This is a genomic window from Streptomyces sp. TS71-3 (genome assembly GCF_018327685.1).
Classification (GTDB): Bacteria; Actinomycetota; Actinomycetes; order Streptomycetales; family Streptomycetaceae; genus Streptomyces.
Genome location: NZ_BNEL01000001.1, coordinates 3,278,939 through 3,293,754, shown reverse-complemented (window position 1 = coordinate 3,293,754; position 14,816 = coordinate 3,278,939). Strand labels below are relative to the sequence as shown.

The 14,816-nt window shown below is 72.1% G+C and carries 14 protein-coding genes; 10 read left to right on the top strand and 4 right to left on the bottom strand.

Features of this window, described 5'->3' with window-relative positions; translation table 11 throughout:
* Positions 1-14 precede the first annotated feature (14 nt).
* The 6 genes from Sm713_RS13335 (at position 15) to Sm713_RS13310 (ending at position 6,343) form a co-directional block, all read left to right on the top strand.
* On the top strand, positions 15-1,085 hold the full coding sequence (locus Sm713_RS13335) for an amidohydrolase family protein (RefSeq protein ID WP_212909852.1): 1,071 nt from the start codon (positions 15-17) through the stop codon (positions 1,083-1,085).
* The gene (locus tag Sm713_RS13330) at positions 1,082-2,251 is read left to right on the top strand and encodes a hypothetical protein (protein ID WP_212909851.1); all 1,170 of its coding nucleotides are present in this window, start codon (positions 1,082-1,084) and stop codon (positions 2,249-2,251) included. Before Sm713_RS13335 ends, Sm713_RS13330 begins: the two co-directional genes overlap by 4 nt.
* Entirely contained in the window at positions 2,248-3,483 is a 1,236-nt protein-coding gene (locus Sm713_RS13325; RefSeq protein WP_212909850.1) for an acetyl-CoA carboxylase biotin carboxylase subunit family protein, read from the top strand. Before Sm713_RS13330 ends, Sm713_RS13325 begins: the two co-directional genes overlap by 4 nt.
* Positions 3,476-4,264: an inositol monophosphatase family protein gene (locus Sm713_RS13320; protein ID WP_212909849.1), complete on the top strand. Its 789-nt coding sequence runs from the start codon at positions 3,476-3,478 to the stop codon at positions 4,262-4,264. Before Sm713_RS13325 ends, Sm713_RS13320 begins: the two co-directional genes overlap by 8 nt.
* Positions 4,261-5,496, top strand: coding sequence for an ATP-dependent carboxylate-amine ligase (locus Sm713_RS13315; RefSeq protein ID WP_212909848.1), 1,236 nt, complete (start codon positions 4,261-4,263; stop codon positions 5,494-5,496). Before Sm713_RS13320 ends, Sm713_RS13315 begins: the two co-directional genes overlap by 4 nt.
* A gap of 82 nt (positions 5,497-5,578) precedes the next feature.
* Complete coding sequence (locus Sm713_RS13310) at positions 5,579-6,343, top strand: metallophosphoesterase (RefSeq protein ID WP_212909847.1); 765 nt, start codon at positions 5,579-5,581, stop codon at positions 6,341-6,343.
* A gap of 55 nt (positions 6,344-6,398) precedes the next feature.
* Here the strand turns inward: Sm713_RS13310 and Sm713_RS13305 are convergent, their stop codons facing one another.
* Positions 6,399-7,427, bottom strand: a complete 1,029-nt coding sequence (locus Sm713_RS13305) for a histidinol-phosphate transaminase (RefSeq protein ID WP_212909846.1) — start codon at positions 7,425-7,427, stop codon at positions 6,399-6,401.
* A gap of 272 nt (positions 7,428-7,699) precedes the next feature.
* Here Sm713_RS13305 and Sm713_RS13300 point away from each other — a divergent pair, with 272 nt between their 5' ends.
* Positions 7,700-8,791: a hypothetical protein gene (locus Sm713_RS13300; protein ID WP_212909845.1), complete on the top strand. Its 1,092-nt coding sequence runs from the start codon at positions 7,700-7,702 to the stop codon at positions 8,789-8,791.
* A gap of 97 nt (positions 8,792-8,888) precedes the next feature.
* Positions 8,889-9,374 (top strand): RidA family protein, encoded by a 486-nt coding sequence (locus Sm713_RS13295; RefSeq protein ID WP_249416266.1) that lies wholly within the window; start codon positions 8,889-8,891, stop codon positions 9,372-9,374.
* A 54-nt stretch (positions 9,375-9,428) separates the two neighbouring features.
* Here the strand turns inward: Sm713_RS13295 and Sm713_RS13290 are convergent, their stop codons facing one another.
* Positions 9,429-10,190: an alpha/beta fold hydrolase gene (locus Sm713_RS13290; RefSeq protein ID WP_212909844.1), complete on the bottom strand. Its 762-nt coding sequence runs from the start codon at positions 10,188-10,190 to the stop codon at positions 9,429-9,431.
* 144 nt (positions 10,191-10,334) lie between these two features.
* The gene (locus tag Sm713_RS13285) at positions 10,335-11,261 is read right to left on the bottom strand and encodes an oxidoreductase (protein ID WP_212909843.1); all 927 of its coding nucleotides are present in this window, start codon (positions 11,259-11,261) and stop codon (positions 10,335-10,337) included.
* A gap of 179 nt (positions 11,262-11,440) precedes the next feature.
* Here Sm713_RS13285 and Sm713_RS13280 point away from each other — a divergent pair, with 179 nt between their 5' ends.
* Positions 11,441-12,013 carry a TetR family transcriptional regulator gene (locus Sm713_RS13280; protein WP_212909842.1) on the top strand — a complete coding sequence of 191 codons (573 nt, stop codon included), beginning with the start codon at positions 11,441-11,443 and terminating at the stop codon, positions 12,011-12,013.
* Here Sm713_RS13280 and Sm713_RS13275 read toward each other — a convergent pair whose 3' ends face one another.
* On the bottom strand, positions 12,014-12,613 hold the full coding sequence (locus tag Sm713_RS13275) for a TetR family transcriptional regulator (RefSeq protein WP_212909841.1): 600 nt from the start codon (positions 12,611-12,613) through the stop codon (positions 12,014-12,016).
* Between the two features lie 529 nt (positions 12,614-13,142).
* On the opposite strand from Sm713_RS13275, the gene sthA reads away from it, so the two are divergent.
* On the top strand, positions 13,143-14,546 hold the full coding sequence (gene sthA, locus Sm713_RS13270) for a Si-specific NAD(P)(+) transhydrogenase (RefSeq protein WP_212909840.1): 1,404 nt from the start codon (positions 13,143-13,145) through the stop codon (positions 14,544-14,546).
* Positions 14,547-14,816 lie beyond the last annotated feature (270 nt).

Genomic DNA, 14,816 nt, shown 5'->3' with positions numbered 1-14,816 from the left:
AGGAGGCGTCAACGATGCCGCACATCCAGCTCTACGACTGCGACACGCACTTCACCGACCACCTGCCCGAGCTCTGGTCGGAGATCGGCTTCTCCCCCGCCGAGGCCCCCGAGGTGGTCACCGAGGCGGGCAGCACCCGGCTCAGGCTCGGCGACCGGCTGTTCCCCCGGCCGAGCGGCCCCGGGCACGGCAACCCCAAGGGCCTCGGACACCTCATCGGCCCCGGTGAGGACGAGGACCGGGCCGTCTTCATGGCCAAGCACGGCATCGCCGCCGCCGTCCTCCAGCCCGGGTTCGTCGGCCTGTCGGTGCAGGCTGTCGACGACGAGACGGCCAGGCTGCGGCTGTTCGACGGCTACAACCGGCTGGCCTCGCGGTCCTGCGCCCGCTCCCCGCTCGACCTGAAGTGGGCCTTCCTCGCCTCGGTCGAGGACCCGCGGTGGAGCGAGGAGACCCTGCTCCGCTACGCCGAGCGCGAGCGCGACGAGAACCTGGTGGCCGTGGTGGTCAGGCCGACCGGCCGCACTCCCTCGGTCCGTCTCAACTCCCCCGCGGTGACGCCGCTGCTGCGGACGGTGGCGCGGCTCGGGATGCCGCTGTTCGTCCACGGGGGCACCGGCTGCTTCCAGTGGTCCCCGCTGGCCGACGCCTACGACGACTACGCCATGACCCACGCTTTCGGGCACATGGGCGAGCACATGGTCGCCCTGGCCGACCTGGTCACCCGGCCCGACGGGCTCCCCGACGGGCTGCGCGTGGTCATGCTGGAGTCCGGCATCGCGTGGATACCCAGCGTGCTAGGGCGGCTGACCAGCCACACGAAGCGGCTCACCGGCACCGTGACCACCCCGACCGAGGTCTTCCGCCGGCACTTCGCCGTTGTGCCCGAACCCGACGAGGAGCACGTGGCCTGGGCCGTGCGGCAACTCGGCGCCGGCTCCGTGCTGTTCGGCTCCGACTACCCGCACTGGGACACCGTCGAGGCCGCAGGCTGGCTGGCCGGCTTCTCCGACCTCTGCCCGCCCGAGAGACTGGCCGCGAACACCGCCCGGTTCGTTCCCGGCCTGTCCGGAGCGGCGTCATGAGCCCGGGGCCGGTGGGCTCCGGCGACCGCGTACGGCGGGACCACGACCGTCCCGTCCGGCTCCTCGTCGTGGGCTGCGGCGACCTGTCGGTGCGTGTGCTGCACGGGCTGACCGCCACCTCGCAGCCCCGCCACCTGGCACTCCTCGGGCGCGACGGGGAAGCCGTGGTCCGCACGGCGAACATGGTGTCGCTCGCCGCGACGCAGCTCGGCCGGGACTGCCCGGTCGACCCCCTCGTGTTCGACCTCGCCGACGTGCCGGGCACCGCGGAGGCCATCGCGCGGTTCGACCCCGACATCATCTTCTCGGCGGCCAGCCGGCAGTCCTGGTACGTCATCTCCGAACTCCCCGCCGACCGCTTCGCACGCGTCAGCGCCGCCCACTTCGGGCCCTGGCTGCCCATGCACCTGGACCCGGTGCTCAAGCTCATGAAGGCGGTACGCGCCTCGGGCACCAGCGCGGTCGTGGTGAACGCCGCCTACCCGGACGCGGTGCACCCGGCCCTCGCCGGGGCCGGCCTGAGCCCCGCGCTCGGCATCGGCAACGTGGCGAACTCCGTCCCCGCGCTGCGGACCATCGCGGCCCGGCACCTCGGCTGCGCGCCCGCCGACGTGGAGCCGCGTTTCGTGGCGCACCACTTCGTCAGCCACCGGATCTCCCGTACCGGCGACAACGGCGGCGCGGCCTACGACCTGACCTTCTGGCGAGGCGGCACGGACGTCACCGGCCGGCTGCCGGTGGACACCGTGTTCCACGCGATGCGCACCGAGTACCGCAGGACCGGGGGCCGTGCCGGACAGCTGATGACCGCGGCCTCCGCGCTCGGCGTGCTGGAACCCCTGGCCACCGGTGCCGGGGCCACCGTGCACGTACCCGGCTGGCACGGCCTGCCGGGCGGGTACCCGGTGCGGATCACCCGGGAGGGGAGCGGGCTCGACCTGCCGCCACGGCTCGGTGAGCGGGACGCCGTCGAGATCAACCGCGACGGCCAGCGCCACGACGGGATCGCCCGGATCGCGGAGGACGGGCTCGTGGAGTTCACCGACGAGTCCGTGGAGATCATGCGGGAGGAACTCGGCTACACCTGCAAGCAACTGGCTCTCGCGGACGTGGAGGAGGCGGCCGACGAGCTGGCCGCGCGCTACGCGGAGTGCTGCCCGCGATGAGCGGCCGGCAGAGGAACGTGCTGGTGATCGACCACATCGGTTACCACTACTACCAGGACACCGACGGCCGGAAGTTCCTGCCGGCGGACGCCAACCGCGTCCACCTCGTCACCGACATCCGCAAGCTGGACCAGGCGCGCGGCGACGAGCTGGCCGCGGTCGTCGGCATCCCCCGCGGCGACGACGCGCTGCTGGAGGCCGCCGCGCTGTTCCACCACGGCGCCGGCGGGCACCCCGTGGAACGCGTCGTGGCCATCAGCGAGGGCCTGCTGCTGGCCGCGGGCAGGCTGCGGGACAAGCTGGGGGTGCCGGGACCCACGGAACACCAGGTCCTGGGCTACCGCGACAAGGTCACCATGAAGGACCGGCTGGGCGAGCAGGGCATCCGCGTCCCCGACTACGCGCCCTTCACCGAGGGCGCGGCACTGCGCCTGATCGCCCGGCACGGCAGGGTGGTCGCGAAGCCGCGGCGCGGCGAGAGCTCCGCCGGGATCGCCTTCCTGGACGGCCCCGAGGACCTGCGCCGGTTCCTCGCGGACGCGGAGCACGCGGGCGTCACCCCCGACGCCTACGAGGTGGAGGAGCGCATCGACGGCACCCTCTTCCACATCGACAGCGTCGTCAGCAAGGGCGTGCCGCTCGCCGCGACCGCCGGCCGGAGCATCGAGGAGACGACGTCCTACCGGCACCTCGGCGCCTTCCGGGACGTCGCCGTCGGCCCCGGAAGGACGCTCGACCGGCTGCTGCGCTTCAACCGAGCCGTGCTGGCCTGCTATCCGCACTTCAGCGGCGTCACGCACCACGAGGTGTTCCTGAACGCGGACGAGGTGGTCTTCTGCGAGATCGGTGGCCGCCCGGGCGGCGGCGGCATCATCCCCGGTTTCCATTCGCGCACCGGCGTCAACCTCGACGAGATGGCCGTCCTGGCCCACCTGGGCGAGGAGATCCCCCGCCCGGCGCCCCCGGCCGACCACCTCACCGGGTACGCGCTGGTGTACGCGGCGCCCGGCCGCCTGGAGGCCGACCTGACGCCGCCCGCCACCGACTGGATCATCGACACCCAGGTGCGTTTCCAGGTCGGCGACGTCATGCCGCGGCCCGCGGGCTGGCACCAGGCGGCGGCCACGGTCACGGTGCGGGGGCGGTCCGAGGCCGAGGTCACCTCCCGTCTCGACCAGGTGATCGACATGCTCCAGGACCGGCTGCGCGGCGGGAGCGGAGATCATGGGTGAAGTGGCCGTGGCGGAGATCGAACGGCTCGCGATCACGGTGGCGCGGCGTGCGGCGACGGAGATCCGTGCCACGGCCCGCCGGAGCTACCGGGTGAGCCGGAAGAGCGGCCCGGAGGACCTGCTGACCGAGGCGGACCTCAGGGCGGAGTCCGTCATCATGGATCTGCTGAGCAGGGCGCGGCCCGGTGACGCGGTCCTCGCCGAGGAGTCCGGCTACCGGCCCGGCCGCACCGGCGTGACCTGGATCGTCGACCCGCTGGACGGGACGGCGAACTTCGTGCGCGCCGCGCCCCACTACGCGGTGAGCGTCGCCGCGGTGTCCGGCTCGGGGTGCCTGGCCGCCGCGATCGTCCGGCCGGCCGACGGGCAGTGGATGGCCCTGCGCGACGGCGCGCTCGACGGTGACTTCACCCAGGACCCACCTGCCGTCGCGGCCGGCGCGCGGGTGGCCGTCGCGCTTCCGTACGGTGCCGCCGAGCTCGTCGAGGCGCGGGCGATCCTCTCCCTGGTGGGGCAGCGGTACGAGGTGGCGCGCACCGGCTCGGCGGCGTGCGACCTGCTGCGGGTGGCCACCGGTGCCCTCGACGCGCACATCTCGGTGGCGCTCCCGTGGTGGGACACGGCCGCGGGCCACGGCCTGGTGAACGCCAGCGGCCGGACCGTGGTGCACAGGCGGTCGCCGAGGCGCACCCGGATCGACATCTCGGGGCGGCCGCAGGTGGTGCGCTCGCTGGCGCTGCTGCTCGCGGAGCACTCCCATGTGAGCGAGGACGCCGCATGAGCGCGCCCGGCCTCCGCTCGGGGCGTCCCACGCTGCTGCTGGTGGTCAGCCGGCGCCGGCGCTTCACCCGGCACGTGCTGGACCGGCCGGACATCGACACGGTCCTGCTGCGTCCTGGGACGTCCACGGTCGAAGTGCCGGACGGCAGGCCCGCGTTCCACCTGCGCGCGGGTGTCCCGGCGGAAGAGGAGGCCGCGCGCTACCGGCGGTGGCTGGCCGCCCTGGAGCTGCCGCGTCCGGCGTTCTTCTGCAACCCGGACGAGGCGGCGCAGCCCCTGGCCCACCGGTTCGCGGCGGCGGCCGGGCTGCCGCACCTGTCCCCCCGGCAGGTACGGCTGGCCACCGACAAGCTCGCCATGAAGGAGCTGTTCGCCGCCGCGGGCCTGCCGGCGGCAAGGTTCCGCGCGGTCACCTCGGCCACGGAGGTGAAGGAGTTCGCCGACCGGTACGGGTGGCCCGTCATCGTGAAGCCGGCCGTCTCCGGTTCGGCGGTGGACACCTGGAAGGTGGACGCCGACCGGCTGGCCGCGGTGGACCTGGCGCTCAGGAGCCGCCCGGACCGGCGGTGGATCGCCGAGGAGTACGTACGCGGCACCGAGCACCAGTTGTGCGCGCTGGTGCACGACGGCCGGGTGCAGGACGCCTACATCGCGGTCAACCCGGCGCCCATGCTGGACACCCTGGACGGGGCGATGAACGCCGACATCACGCTGGCGCCGTCGGAGCCGGAACCGGTCGACGGGCGCGCGGTGGCCCAGCGCATGTGCGACGCCCTCGATCTCCGTGCCGGTTATCTCCACGCCGAGTTCTTCGCAGGCAACGGCGGATCGTTCGTCATGGGAGAAATGGCGGCCCGTCTGGGCGGTGCCGAATTGCCCACGAGCCACGGCCTTTCGCGCGGATTCGACATGCTGGCCGCGACGGCGGATGTGTACGTGGGCCGCCGCCCGGCGCTGGCCTACACCCGTGACCGTTCGGTGGGCCATCTGCTGCTGCCGGCCCGCCGTGGCGTCGTCACGGGCATCTCCTCCCTGGCGGAGCTGACGGCCCTGCCCGGCGTGGTCTGCGGCGCGCTCACCGCCGCGGTGGGCGACCGGCTCGACCCGCCGCGGGCCTCCAACGCCTCCAGCGGCCACGTGCACGTCGAGGGGGAGAACTCGGGCGTCGTGCGGGAACGCATGGCCCGCGTACTGTCCCGTTTCCGGCTGGAGGTGGCCGAGGCGCATCCGTAGGATCCCCGTACTCGCCGGCCCGGGAAACGGCCGGCGCCCGCCCGAAAAACCCGAGAACTCGATATCTTCGAAAGGTCACCCGATGGTCGCACGTGTCGCTGTCCTGTCCGATATCCACGGTGTGCTGCCGGCCCTGGAGGCGGTCCTGGACGAGCCCGACGTCATGGGGGCCGACCTGATCGTCGTCACCGGTGACCACGCGGCCGGTCCGCAGCCGGTCGAGGTGCTGGACCGGCTGCGCGCGCTCGGCGACAGGGCGGTCCTGGTGCGCGGCAACGCCGACCGGGAGCTCGCCGAGATGGCGCGGGGCGAGTTCCCCGTCGACCAGGCGTGGGAGATCGACCTGTGGGCCGCCGAGCAACTCCGTGCCCCGGACGTGGCGTTCCTGGCGGAGCTGCCCCACCCGGTGACCTTGGAGGTCGACGGTTTCGGCAAGGTGGTCTTCTGCCACGGGACCCCGCGCGACGACGACGAGGTGGTGCTCGTCGACACCCGCCTGGACCGGTGGGCGGAGGTCTTCGCCGAGCTGCCGGACGACGTACGGACGATGGTGTGCGGGCACACCCACATGCCGTTCATGCGCCTCGTCGACGAGCGCCTCGTCGTGAACTCCGGCAGCATCGGCATGCCGTACGGCAGGGCGGGCGCCTCCTGGGCCCTGCTGCACGGCGGGCAGGTGCAGCTGCGGCACACCCCGTTCGACTTCGACGGCGCCGTGGAGCGGGTGGCCAGGGAGTCGGGCTACCACGACTGCCGCGCATGGGCCGAGCACTACGTCCGGGCGGTCACCACCGACGCGGAGGCGGTCCGCACGTTCGGACCCCGGGACGGCCGGACCGCGTCCTGATCCGGCGCCACTGACAGGACGTCACCGACCCGGTGTCCCCGATCCGCCCCCGGTGTCACCGGGCCGGGAGGAACGGAAGCCGGGACGCGGCCGCGATCACCAGCTCGACGGCCTCCGGCTCACCCACCGTGATCCGCGCGCCCTCGCCGGGGAACGCCTTGACCCGCACTCCCGCCTCCCGGCAGGCGTCGGCGAACGCGCCGGTGTGCTCGCCGAGGCCGAGCCACACGAAGTTGGTGTGGCTCTCGGGCACGTGGAGCCCCAGGGCGCGCAGCCCGTCGACGAGCAGCGCCCGGCGCCGGACGAGCCCCGCCACCCGCCGGTCCAGTTCCTCACGCGCGCCCAGCGACGCGACGGCCGCCTGCTGGGCCGCGGCACTCACCCCGTACGGCAGCGCGCGTGCCCGCAACGCGGCGGCCACCGGTTCGTGCGCCACCGCGTAGCCGACGCGCAGCCCGGCCAGCCCGTACGCCTTGGAGAAAGTGCGCACGACGACCACGCCCGGCCGGTGCCCCGCCGTGCCGACCGCGTCCGGGGCGTCGGGCCCGGCGGCGAAGTCCCGGTAGGCCTCGTCGACCACGGCGAGGACATTCCCGGGCAGGCGGTCGAGGAACCGGTCCAGCTCCTTGCGGCCGACGACCGTACCCGTCGGATTGTTGGGGTTGCACACGACGACCACCCGGGTCCGCTCGGTGACCGCGCCGGCCATCGCCGCCAGATCGTGGCGGTCCGCGCGCAGCGGAACCGGCACGGGTACGGCTCCCACGAGCCGTACCGCCGCCCGGTAACCCTCGTAGCCGCGCCACGCGAACACCACTTCGCCGTCCGGCCCGGCGGCGTACTCCGCCAGCAGGTCGCGTATCAACGCGACGGACCCCGCGCCGACGGCCACCCGCTCGGCCGGCACCCGTAACCCGCGGGCGAGTGCGGCCCGCAGCTCCGTGCACGCCGGGTCGGGGTACCGGTTCACCCCGGAGGCCGCTTCCCGCACGGTCTCCAGCACGCCCGGCAGCGGGGCGAAGGGGTTCTCGTTGGCCGAGAGGTCGTAGGGGCCGGTCGGCAGTGATCGCGGGGAGTCAGCCATGCGCCGACGGTACGGGCGGCTCACGGCGGCGTCCACGGGGCGGGGACGGCGGCGGCCGATCGCGGAGCGGGGTGGCACGACCCGGCACCCCACCGCGCGCGGGACGGGTATGGACGATCCCGTGCGCCTCCCCCGACCCCTTGTCCCCCGAAACCGAACACCACAACACTGGCCGGGTGAAGTCGACTTCGGTTCGTGCGGCACAGGGTGGGCGTCGGTCGCGCGGAGGCAGGCGGGGCGTTCTCGGCGCGCTCGCCGCGGTGGCGGCCGTCATGGGTGCGCTGCTGGCGGCCCCGGGGGCGGCGGCGACGTCCCCGATCACCGAGTACGGTCCGGTTCCCTCGTCCCTCCCGGTCGGCGGCGTCTGCGAGGTGGAGTTCGACCACCGCGGAAAGCTCTGGGTGGAGCAGTACCTCAGCAGCCAGGTCGCGCGCTTCGACCCCGCGACGGGCGAGTTCACGAACTTCGACACGCCGATGCCGCTGTCCATGCCGGGAGGCATGGACCTGGACGAGGCCGGCAACCTCTGGATGCCGCAGGTCACCGGCAACAGCCTGCTGCGGGTCGACACCCGCGACGGCGGCATGACCGAGATCCCGCTGCCGTGGGCCCGGGCGTTCGCCACCGAGCCCCTCGGCATTCCCCTCCACTCCGGGCTCGGCCTGGCCAACGACATCGCCTGGGGGCCGGACCACGCCCTGTGGTTCACCCTCGGCGGCCTGAACTCGATCGGGCGGTACGACCCGGCCACCGGCGAGTTCGCCAGGTACAGGGTGCCCGGCGAGATCCTGGGGCAGGTGCACGCGCTGTTCGGCATCATCAAGCCGGGGCCCGGCAGGACCGTCGTCTTCGGCCTGCCCCAGATGAACGAGATCGGCACGATCGACGTCGACACCAAGACGTTCACCCGCTACACCATGCCCACGCCCGCGTCCTTCCCCGTCGGCGTCCGCACCGCTTCCGACGGTTCCATCTGGGTCGGCGAGTCCCTGGCCATGAAGATCGCCCGGATCGATCCGGCCACGGGCCGCATCAGGGAGTACCCCCTGGCGGGACCCGGGGGCATCCTGACCGGCCTCCTCAAAGGACTCGGACAGGGCACCGTCGGCAACCCGCTGCCCTCGCCCGGACCGGTCGCGCAGGGAAGCGACGGCAACATCTACGTCGCCGTGAGCTTCCCCGCCGCCACCGGACTCGGCTACCAGATCGCCCGTCTCGACCCGGACACCGGCGACGTCGCGATGTGGCCCACCCCCTCCCCGGCCTCGTACCCGTGCGACATCAACCCGCACGAGCCGGGGGCCATCTGGTTCGGGCTCCTGACGCCGAACAGGATCGGCAGGCTCGACATCGACGGGGCCTGACACCGCCCCGGTGGCTTGATTCATCCGTTTCCGCCTCGCGGTATAAAGAAGGCCCGTGCCGGCGCGCGAGGTGCCGGTCCTGGCGGCGAGGACGGCAGTGAAGATCGAGAAGCGTCTGGACGAACTGGGGCTGGAACTCCCCCAGCCGATGAAACTCCCCCCGGGCGTCACCCTGCCGTTTCCCTGGGTGCGAATCCTGGGCAGCCGTGCCTTCGTCTCCGGCCACGGGCCGTTGATGCCCGACGGCTCGCTTCCCCCGACGCTGGGCAAGGTGGGCGCCGAGGTGTCGGAGGCGGAGGGCTATGCCGCCGCCCGCTCCACGGCGCTGGCCATCCTGGCGAGCCTGAGGACGGCTCTCGGCGATCTCGACCGCGTCACCGCCTGGCTGAAGGTCTTCGGCATGGTCAACGCCGCACCCGGGTTCACCTCGGCGCCGGGGGTGATCAACGGTTTCTCCGATCTGATCCTGGAACTGTGGGGACCGGAGGCCGGCAGCCACGCCCGTTCGGCGGTGGGGCTCGCCGAACTCCCCTTCCGCATTCCCGTGGAGATCGAGGCCGAGGTGGCCATCCGCTCGACGTGACGCGCGGTCCCGCGCCACCTGAGGGGTGGCATGTCACGCGCGTCGCGCTGGACGTCAGACGCGTGCGAGCTCGCCGACGGCCGCACTGATCGCGTCCGGTTGCTCGTGCGCCAGGCCATGGCTGCCGTCGAGCATCAGCAGGCGGGCGGTGCGGAGACGGTCGGCGACGACGCGGGAGTGGGCCGGGGCGACGAACTGATCCTGCCCGCCGCCGATCACGAGCGCGGGTACGCGGATCGTGCCCAGATCGGCTTCGACGTCGATCGTGCGAGCAAGCTCTATCTGCCGCCGGACGCCGCGCTCGCGCCGGGCCCCGAGCGCGATGATCATCCTGTTCAGCGTCTCGGGCGGGAGCTCGGCCGCGGTGGCGTCGGGCATGCCGAGGATGAGCAGCAGCCGTCCGACGGCCTCCGGCCCCGCGTCCAGGATCCGCTCCCACAGATCGAGCCTGAGCCTCAGGCTCGGCCGTGCCGAGGCGTATCCGCAGACGGTCGTCACGTGCGTGACCCGGTCGGGGAACCGCGCCGCGGTCAGCAGGGCGAGCGGGGCTCCGAGAGAGGCGCCGGCGATGGCGAACCGGTCGTGCCCGGCACGCACGGCGACATCCGCCAGTTGCCACGCCACGCTCTCGGGGTCGAGGGGGCCGTCGGTCAGCGGGCTGGAGCCCGTGCCGGGAAGATCAGGCATGATCACCGTGTGAGACGCGGCGAGGGCCTCGACGGTGGGGCCCCAGGTGTCGCGGGCGGTGCTGTTGGTACCGGGGACGAGGACGAGGGCAGGTCCGGAGCCCACGCTGTCGTAGGCGAGTTCACTCATGGACAGGGCCTTTCGGGGTGGCGGAATCGGTCGGAGTGGCGGAATCGGTCGGGCTCTTGCCCCGGGTCGGGCTCCGCCGCCGGCACGGAAGCCGGTCGGGTCATCCTTCGCCCGAGGTCACAGCCGGTCATCCCCGCCACGAGGTCACAGAGGGAAGGTGACCCCGGTAAGGCGCTCGCTCTCACCGAAGAGGAAGGCACCCTCCGCCGGGTCGTCGGCGCCGGCGGGCAGGGGGACGGCCTTCGGGGTGCCGCTGGTCTGGTCGCGTCCGGCGGGCGCGATGAACTGGCCGCTGCGGACGTCGGGGCTGGTCGCGGCATACAGCGACGGCCAGGCCGCACCCTCCGGCGAGCCCATGACGGTGCGCGAGGTGAGGGCGACGACCAGCTTGGACAGGGCACCCTGGCTGTGGCGCTGGAGGTTGGTCATGGCCGACCCCGGGTGCACGGCGACCGCTTCGATGCGGGTGTCGGACAGGCGGCGGGCGAGCTCCTGCGTGAAGACGACGTTGGCGCGCTTGGACTTGGCGTAGGCACCCATCGCGCTGTACCGCTCCTCGCTCATCAGGTCCTTCAGGCGCCCTATGCGCCAGGTCGCGGCGATGGCGCTCACGGTGACGATGCGGGCGGCCGGCGAACGGCGCAGGGCGGGCATCAGGGCAGCGGTGAGGGCGAAGTGGCCGAGGTGGTTGGTGCCGAAGGTCAGCTCGAAGCCGTCGCTGGTGGTGCGCCGCTCGGGGATGTTCATCACGCCGGCGTTGTTGAGCAGCAGGTCGACGGTCTCCGTGGTGGCCAGGTGCCCGCCGGCCCGTTCGACGGAGTCGAGGCTGCCGAGGTCGACGACGACGGTCGCGATCTGCGCGTCGGGCCGCTCCCCGCGCAGTGCGGCGGCGGCGTGGTCGAGGCCCTCCTTGCTACGTCCGGCCAGGATGACGCGGGCGCCGTGGCGGATCAGGACGCGGGCGGTCTCCAGTCCGATGCCGCTGTTGCCGCCCGTGATCAGGGCGGTGCGACCGTACTGGCCGGTGATCATGTCGGGTGTCCAGTGCGAGGCGGAGCGTGAAGCGTGCATGGCGTGTTCCTTCGGGAAGGACGATGCGACTAACCGGATAGTTGAAGTGAAGCAGCGCCCCGGCCAAGATGTCAACTAGATGGTTAGTTATCTTGCCTGAACTGGGTAAATAGAGGATTCACACACCTGCACCAGAGGACGCTATTCAACTATCCGGTTAGATGAGTACTCTGGTCGACATGAGAGGAAACGCGCAGGCGACGCGAGAGAGGCTGATCAAGGCGGCCACGCGGGAGTTCGCAGCTCACGGAATCGCGGGTGGGCGGGTCGACCGCATCGCCAGGGCCGCCTGCTCCAACAAGGCGCAGATCTACCACTACTTCGGCAGCAAGGACGCCCTGTTCGACGCGGTCTTCGACGCTCAGGTCGTCCGGACCACGAGGATGATCCCGATGGATCCGGCCGACCTGCCCGGGTACGCGGGCCGGCTCCATGACGGGTACGAGCAGCACCCGGAGATCTCCCGGCTGGCCACCTGGTACCGGCTGGAGCGTGCCGAGCGGCACGAGCCGATCGAGTCGATCATCACCTCGAGCCTCGACAAGGTCGCGGCCATCGAGGCGGCTCAGCGCAGCGGGCTGCTGCCCGGCCGTTTCACGGCGACCGAACTGCTGACCCTTGTACTCACACTCGCCGCGACGTGGACGGCCCACCCGCCCGAGTTCCAGTACGTGGCCGACAGGGGCGACATCGAGCGTCGCCGTCTCGTCACCGACTCCGTTGCCGCGCTGCTCGGCACGGCATCACGCTGATCACCTCCCCGGCGCGGCCTCATCGGCGCCGGCGCCGTCCGCCAGCAACGCGGCGACGGCGTCGGTGAGCACCTGACGCCGGTGAGGCCGCGACGCGCCCCGCAGATGCCCCCGGAGCTCGGGGAAGACGAAGGCCCACAGGAAAGTGAGGTGCAGCACCAGGTTCAGCAGGTCCGCCGGACGGTACCGGGCAGGCAGCAGACCGGCGACCTGCGCCTTGCGGATCTCCTCCAGCTCTTCGTGGATCGCGTCCGAGAGCACGTCGATCTGCGCGTCGTCGATCACCCGCTCCAGCCGGTACCACGTGGCCAGCCGTGCGATGCGCGGATTCTCCTCGTAGCGGTCGAAGAGCCGCCCCGCCCACCCCGGCAGGTCCTGGGCGTCGATCGGGACCTCACCTGCCGTCTTCGCCACGATCGCGTGCATCACGGCATCGAAGAGCTGATCCTTGCTCCCGAAGTAGTGGTAGATCTGCGCCTTGTTGCTCCGCGCAGCCACGGCGATCCGGTCCACCCGCGCCCCGGCGATCCCGTATGCCGAGAATTCCTCGGCCGCGGCATCGAGCAGCCGCTGCCGGGTCGCTTGCGAGTCTCGTATCATCCCTCCACCATAGCCGAGGGAGCGTAGCCGACTAACCGGATAGATAGCACCTGACGGTTGATGGGCGACGGCAAGCACGGAGCTGGGGCTCTCCACATCTACCCAGGTAGAAGGCGCTGGGCATTCCCGGCAGAACGGCTCCGCCATGGGGCGCGGCTCGAAGTACCCAACCGTCCAGTTGAAAGCCGTATCGACGGGCGCCCGGCCGGCGACAGGCACCCTGCGCCTGCAACGCGACCAGGAGGTGGCGGGGCCCGTTCGTCGGACGCGGTGCCGCGCAGGAGGGCGATGAGTGCGTTGTTGACGGCGTCGGTCTCCGACCGCGTGACGAAGGCGTGCGCGATCCGGTTGGGCAGCGTCGCCTCCTTCTCATGATCACTGCAATGGGGACAGCGGGTCGGTCGTGCCCTCCGGCGGGCTCGCCGAGACGGGTTCGCGGACGCCCGCCCACCGCTGGCGGCCTCCCCCTTCCCCGCGGGCCATCTGTTCACCCTTCCGAGGGAGGGCTTCGAGCTGACACACTCAGCGCGTGCCCGACTTCGACTTGCTCGTCATCGGATCCGGCCCGGGCGGCCAGAAGGCAGCGATCGCCGCGGCCAAGCTCGGCCGCCGGGTCGGCGTCATCGACCGCCCCCACATGGTCGGCGGGGTCTCCATCCACACCGGAACCATCCCGTCCAAGACCCTCCGCGAGGCGGTGCTGTACCTCACCGGCCTCAACCAGCGCGATCTGTACGGCCAGAGCTACCGCCTCAAGGAGGACATCACCGTAGGCGACCTGGCGGCCCGGACGGATCACGTGGTCAGCCGCGAGGTCGACGTCGTCCGCAGCCAGTTCGCCCGCAACCAGGTCGCCCTGTTCACCGGCACCGGCCGCTTCGTGGACGACCACACCGTCGCGCTGGGCGAGGAGGGCGGCGAGGAGCGGCTGCTGAGCGCCGAGCACATCATCATCGCCACGGGCACCCGGCCCGCCCGGCCCGAGAGCGTCGAGTTCGACGGCCGGACGATCATGGACTCGGACAACGTCCTCAACCTGGAGCGGGTCCCGCGCTCCATGGTCATCGTCGGGGCCGGGGTGATCGGGATGGAGTACGCCTCCATGTTCGCCGCCCTCGGCAGCAAGATCACGGTGGTGGACAAGCGGCCCGGGATGCTCGACATGTGCGACGTCGAGGTGGTCGAGGCACTCAGGTACCACCTGCGCGACCTGGCCGTCACCTTCCGCTTCGGGGAGACGGTGAGCGCGGTCGAACGCCACGCCCGCGGCACCCTCACCGTCCTGGAGAGCGGCAAGAAGATCCCCGCGGACGCCGTGATGTACTCGGCGGGCCGGCAGGGCCTCACCGACGACCTCGACCTCGGCAAGGCGGGCCTGTCGGCGGACAGGCGCGGCCGGATCGCGGTCGACGAGCACTACCGCACCCAGGTGCCGCACATCTACGCCGTCGGCGACGTCATCGGCTTCCCGGCGCTGGCCGCGACCTCGATGGAGCAGGGCCGTGCGGCGGCGTACCACGCCTGCGGCGAGCCGGTGGACCAGATGCTCAGCCTCCAGCCCATCGGCATCTACACCATCCCGGAGATCAGCTTCGCCGGGCGGACCGAGGACCAGCTCACCGAGGACAGCGTGCCGTTCGAGGTGGGCATCGCCCGCTACCGCGAGCTGGCCCGGGGCCAGATAGTCGGCGACTCGCACGGCATGCTCAAGCTGCTGGTCTCGCCGGACGACCGCAAGCTGCTCGGCGTGCACTGCTTCGGCACCGGGGCCACCGAGCTGATCCACATCGGCCAGACCGTGATGGGCCTGGGCGGCACCGTCGACTACCTGGTCAACGCGGTGTTCAACTACCCGACGCTCGCGGAGTCCTACAAGGTGGCCGCCCTGGACGCGACCAACAAGATCCGCCAGCTCGACCGGCTCGGCGACTGACACACGTCACGAGCCGACCGCACGTGACGACCGAGTCCGGTCGCGGACTGACCGCACGTGACGACTGAGTCCCGGCACGAACCGACCGCACCCCACGCCTGACTCCGGTCACGAACCCACCGGACACCACGCCCGACTCCGGTCACGAACCCACCGGACACCACGCCCGACTCCGGTCACGGACTGACCGGAGACCTCGACGGTTGCCGTCCACTCCCGGCGTGCCGTCCACCCCGGCGCGGGGGTGGACGGCACGCAGACCACGGGCGG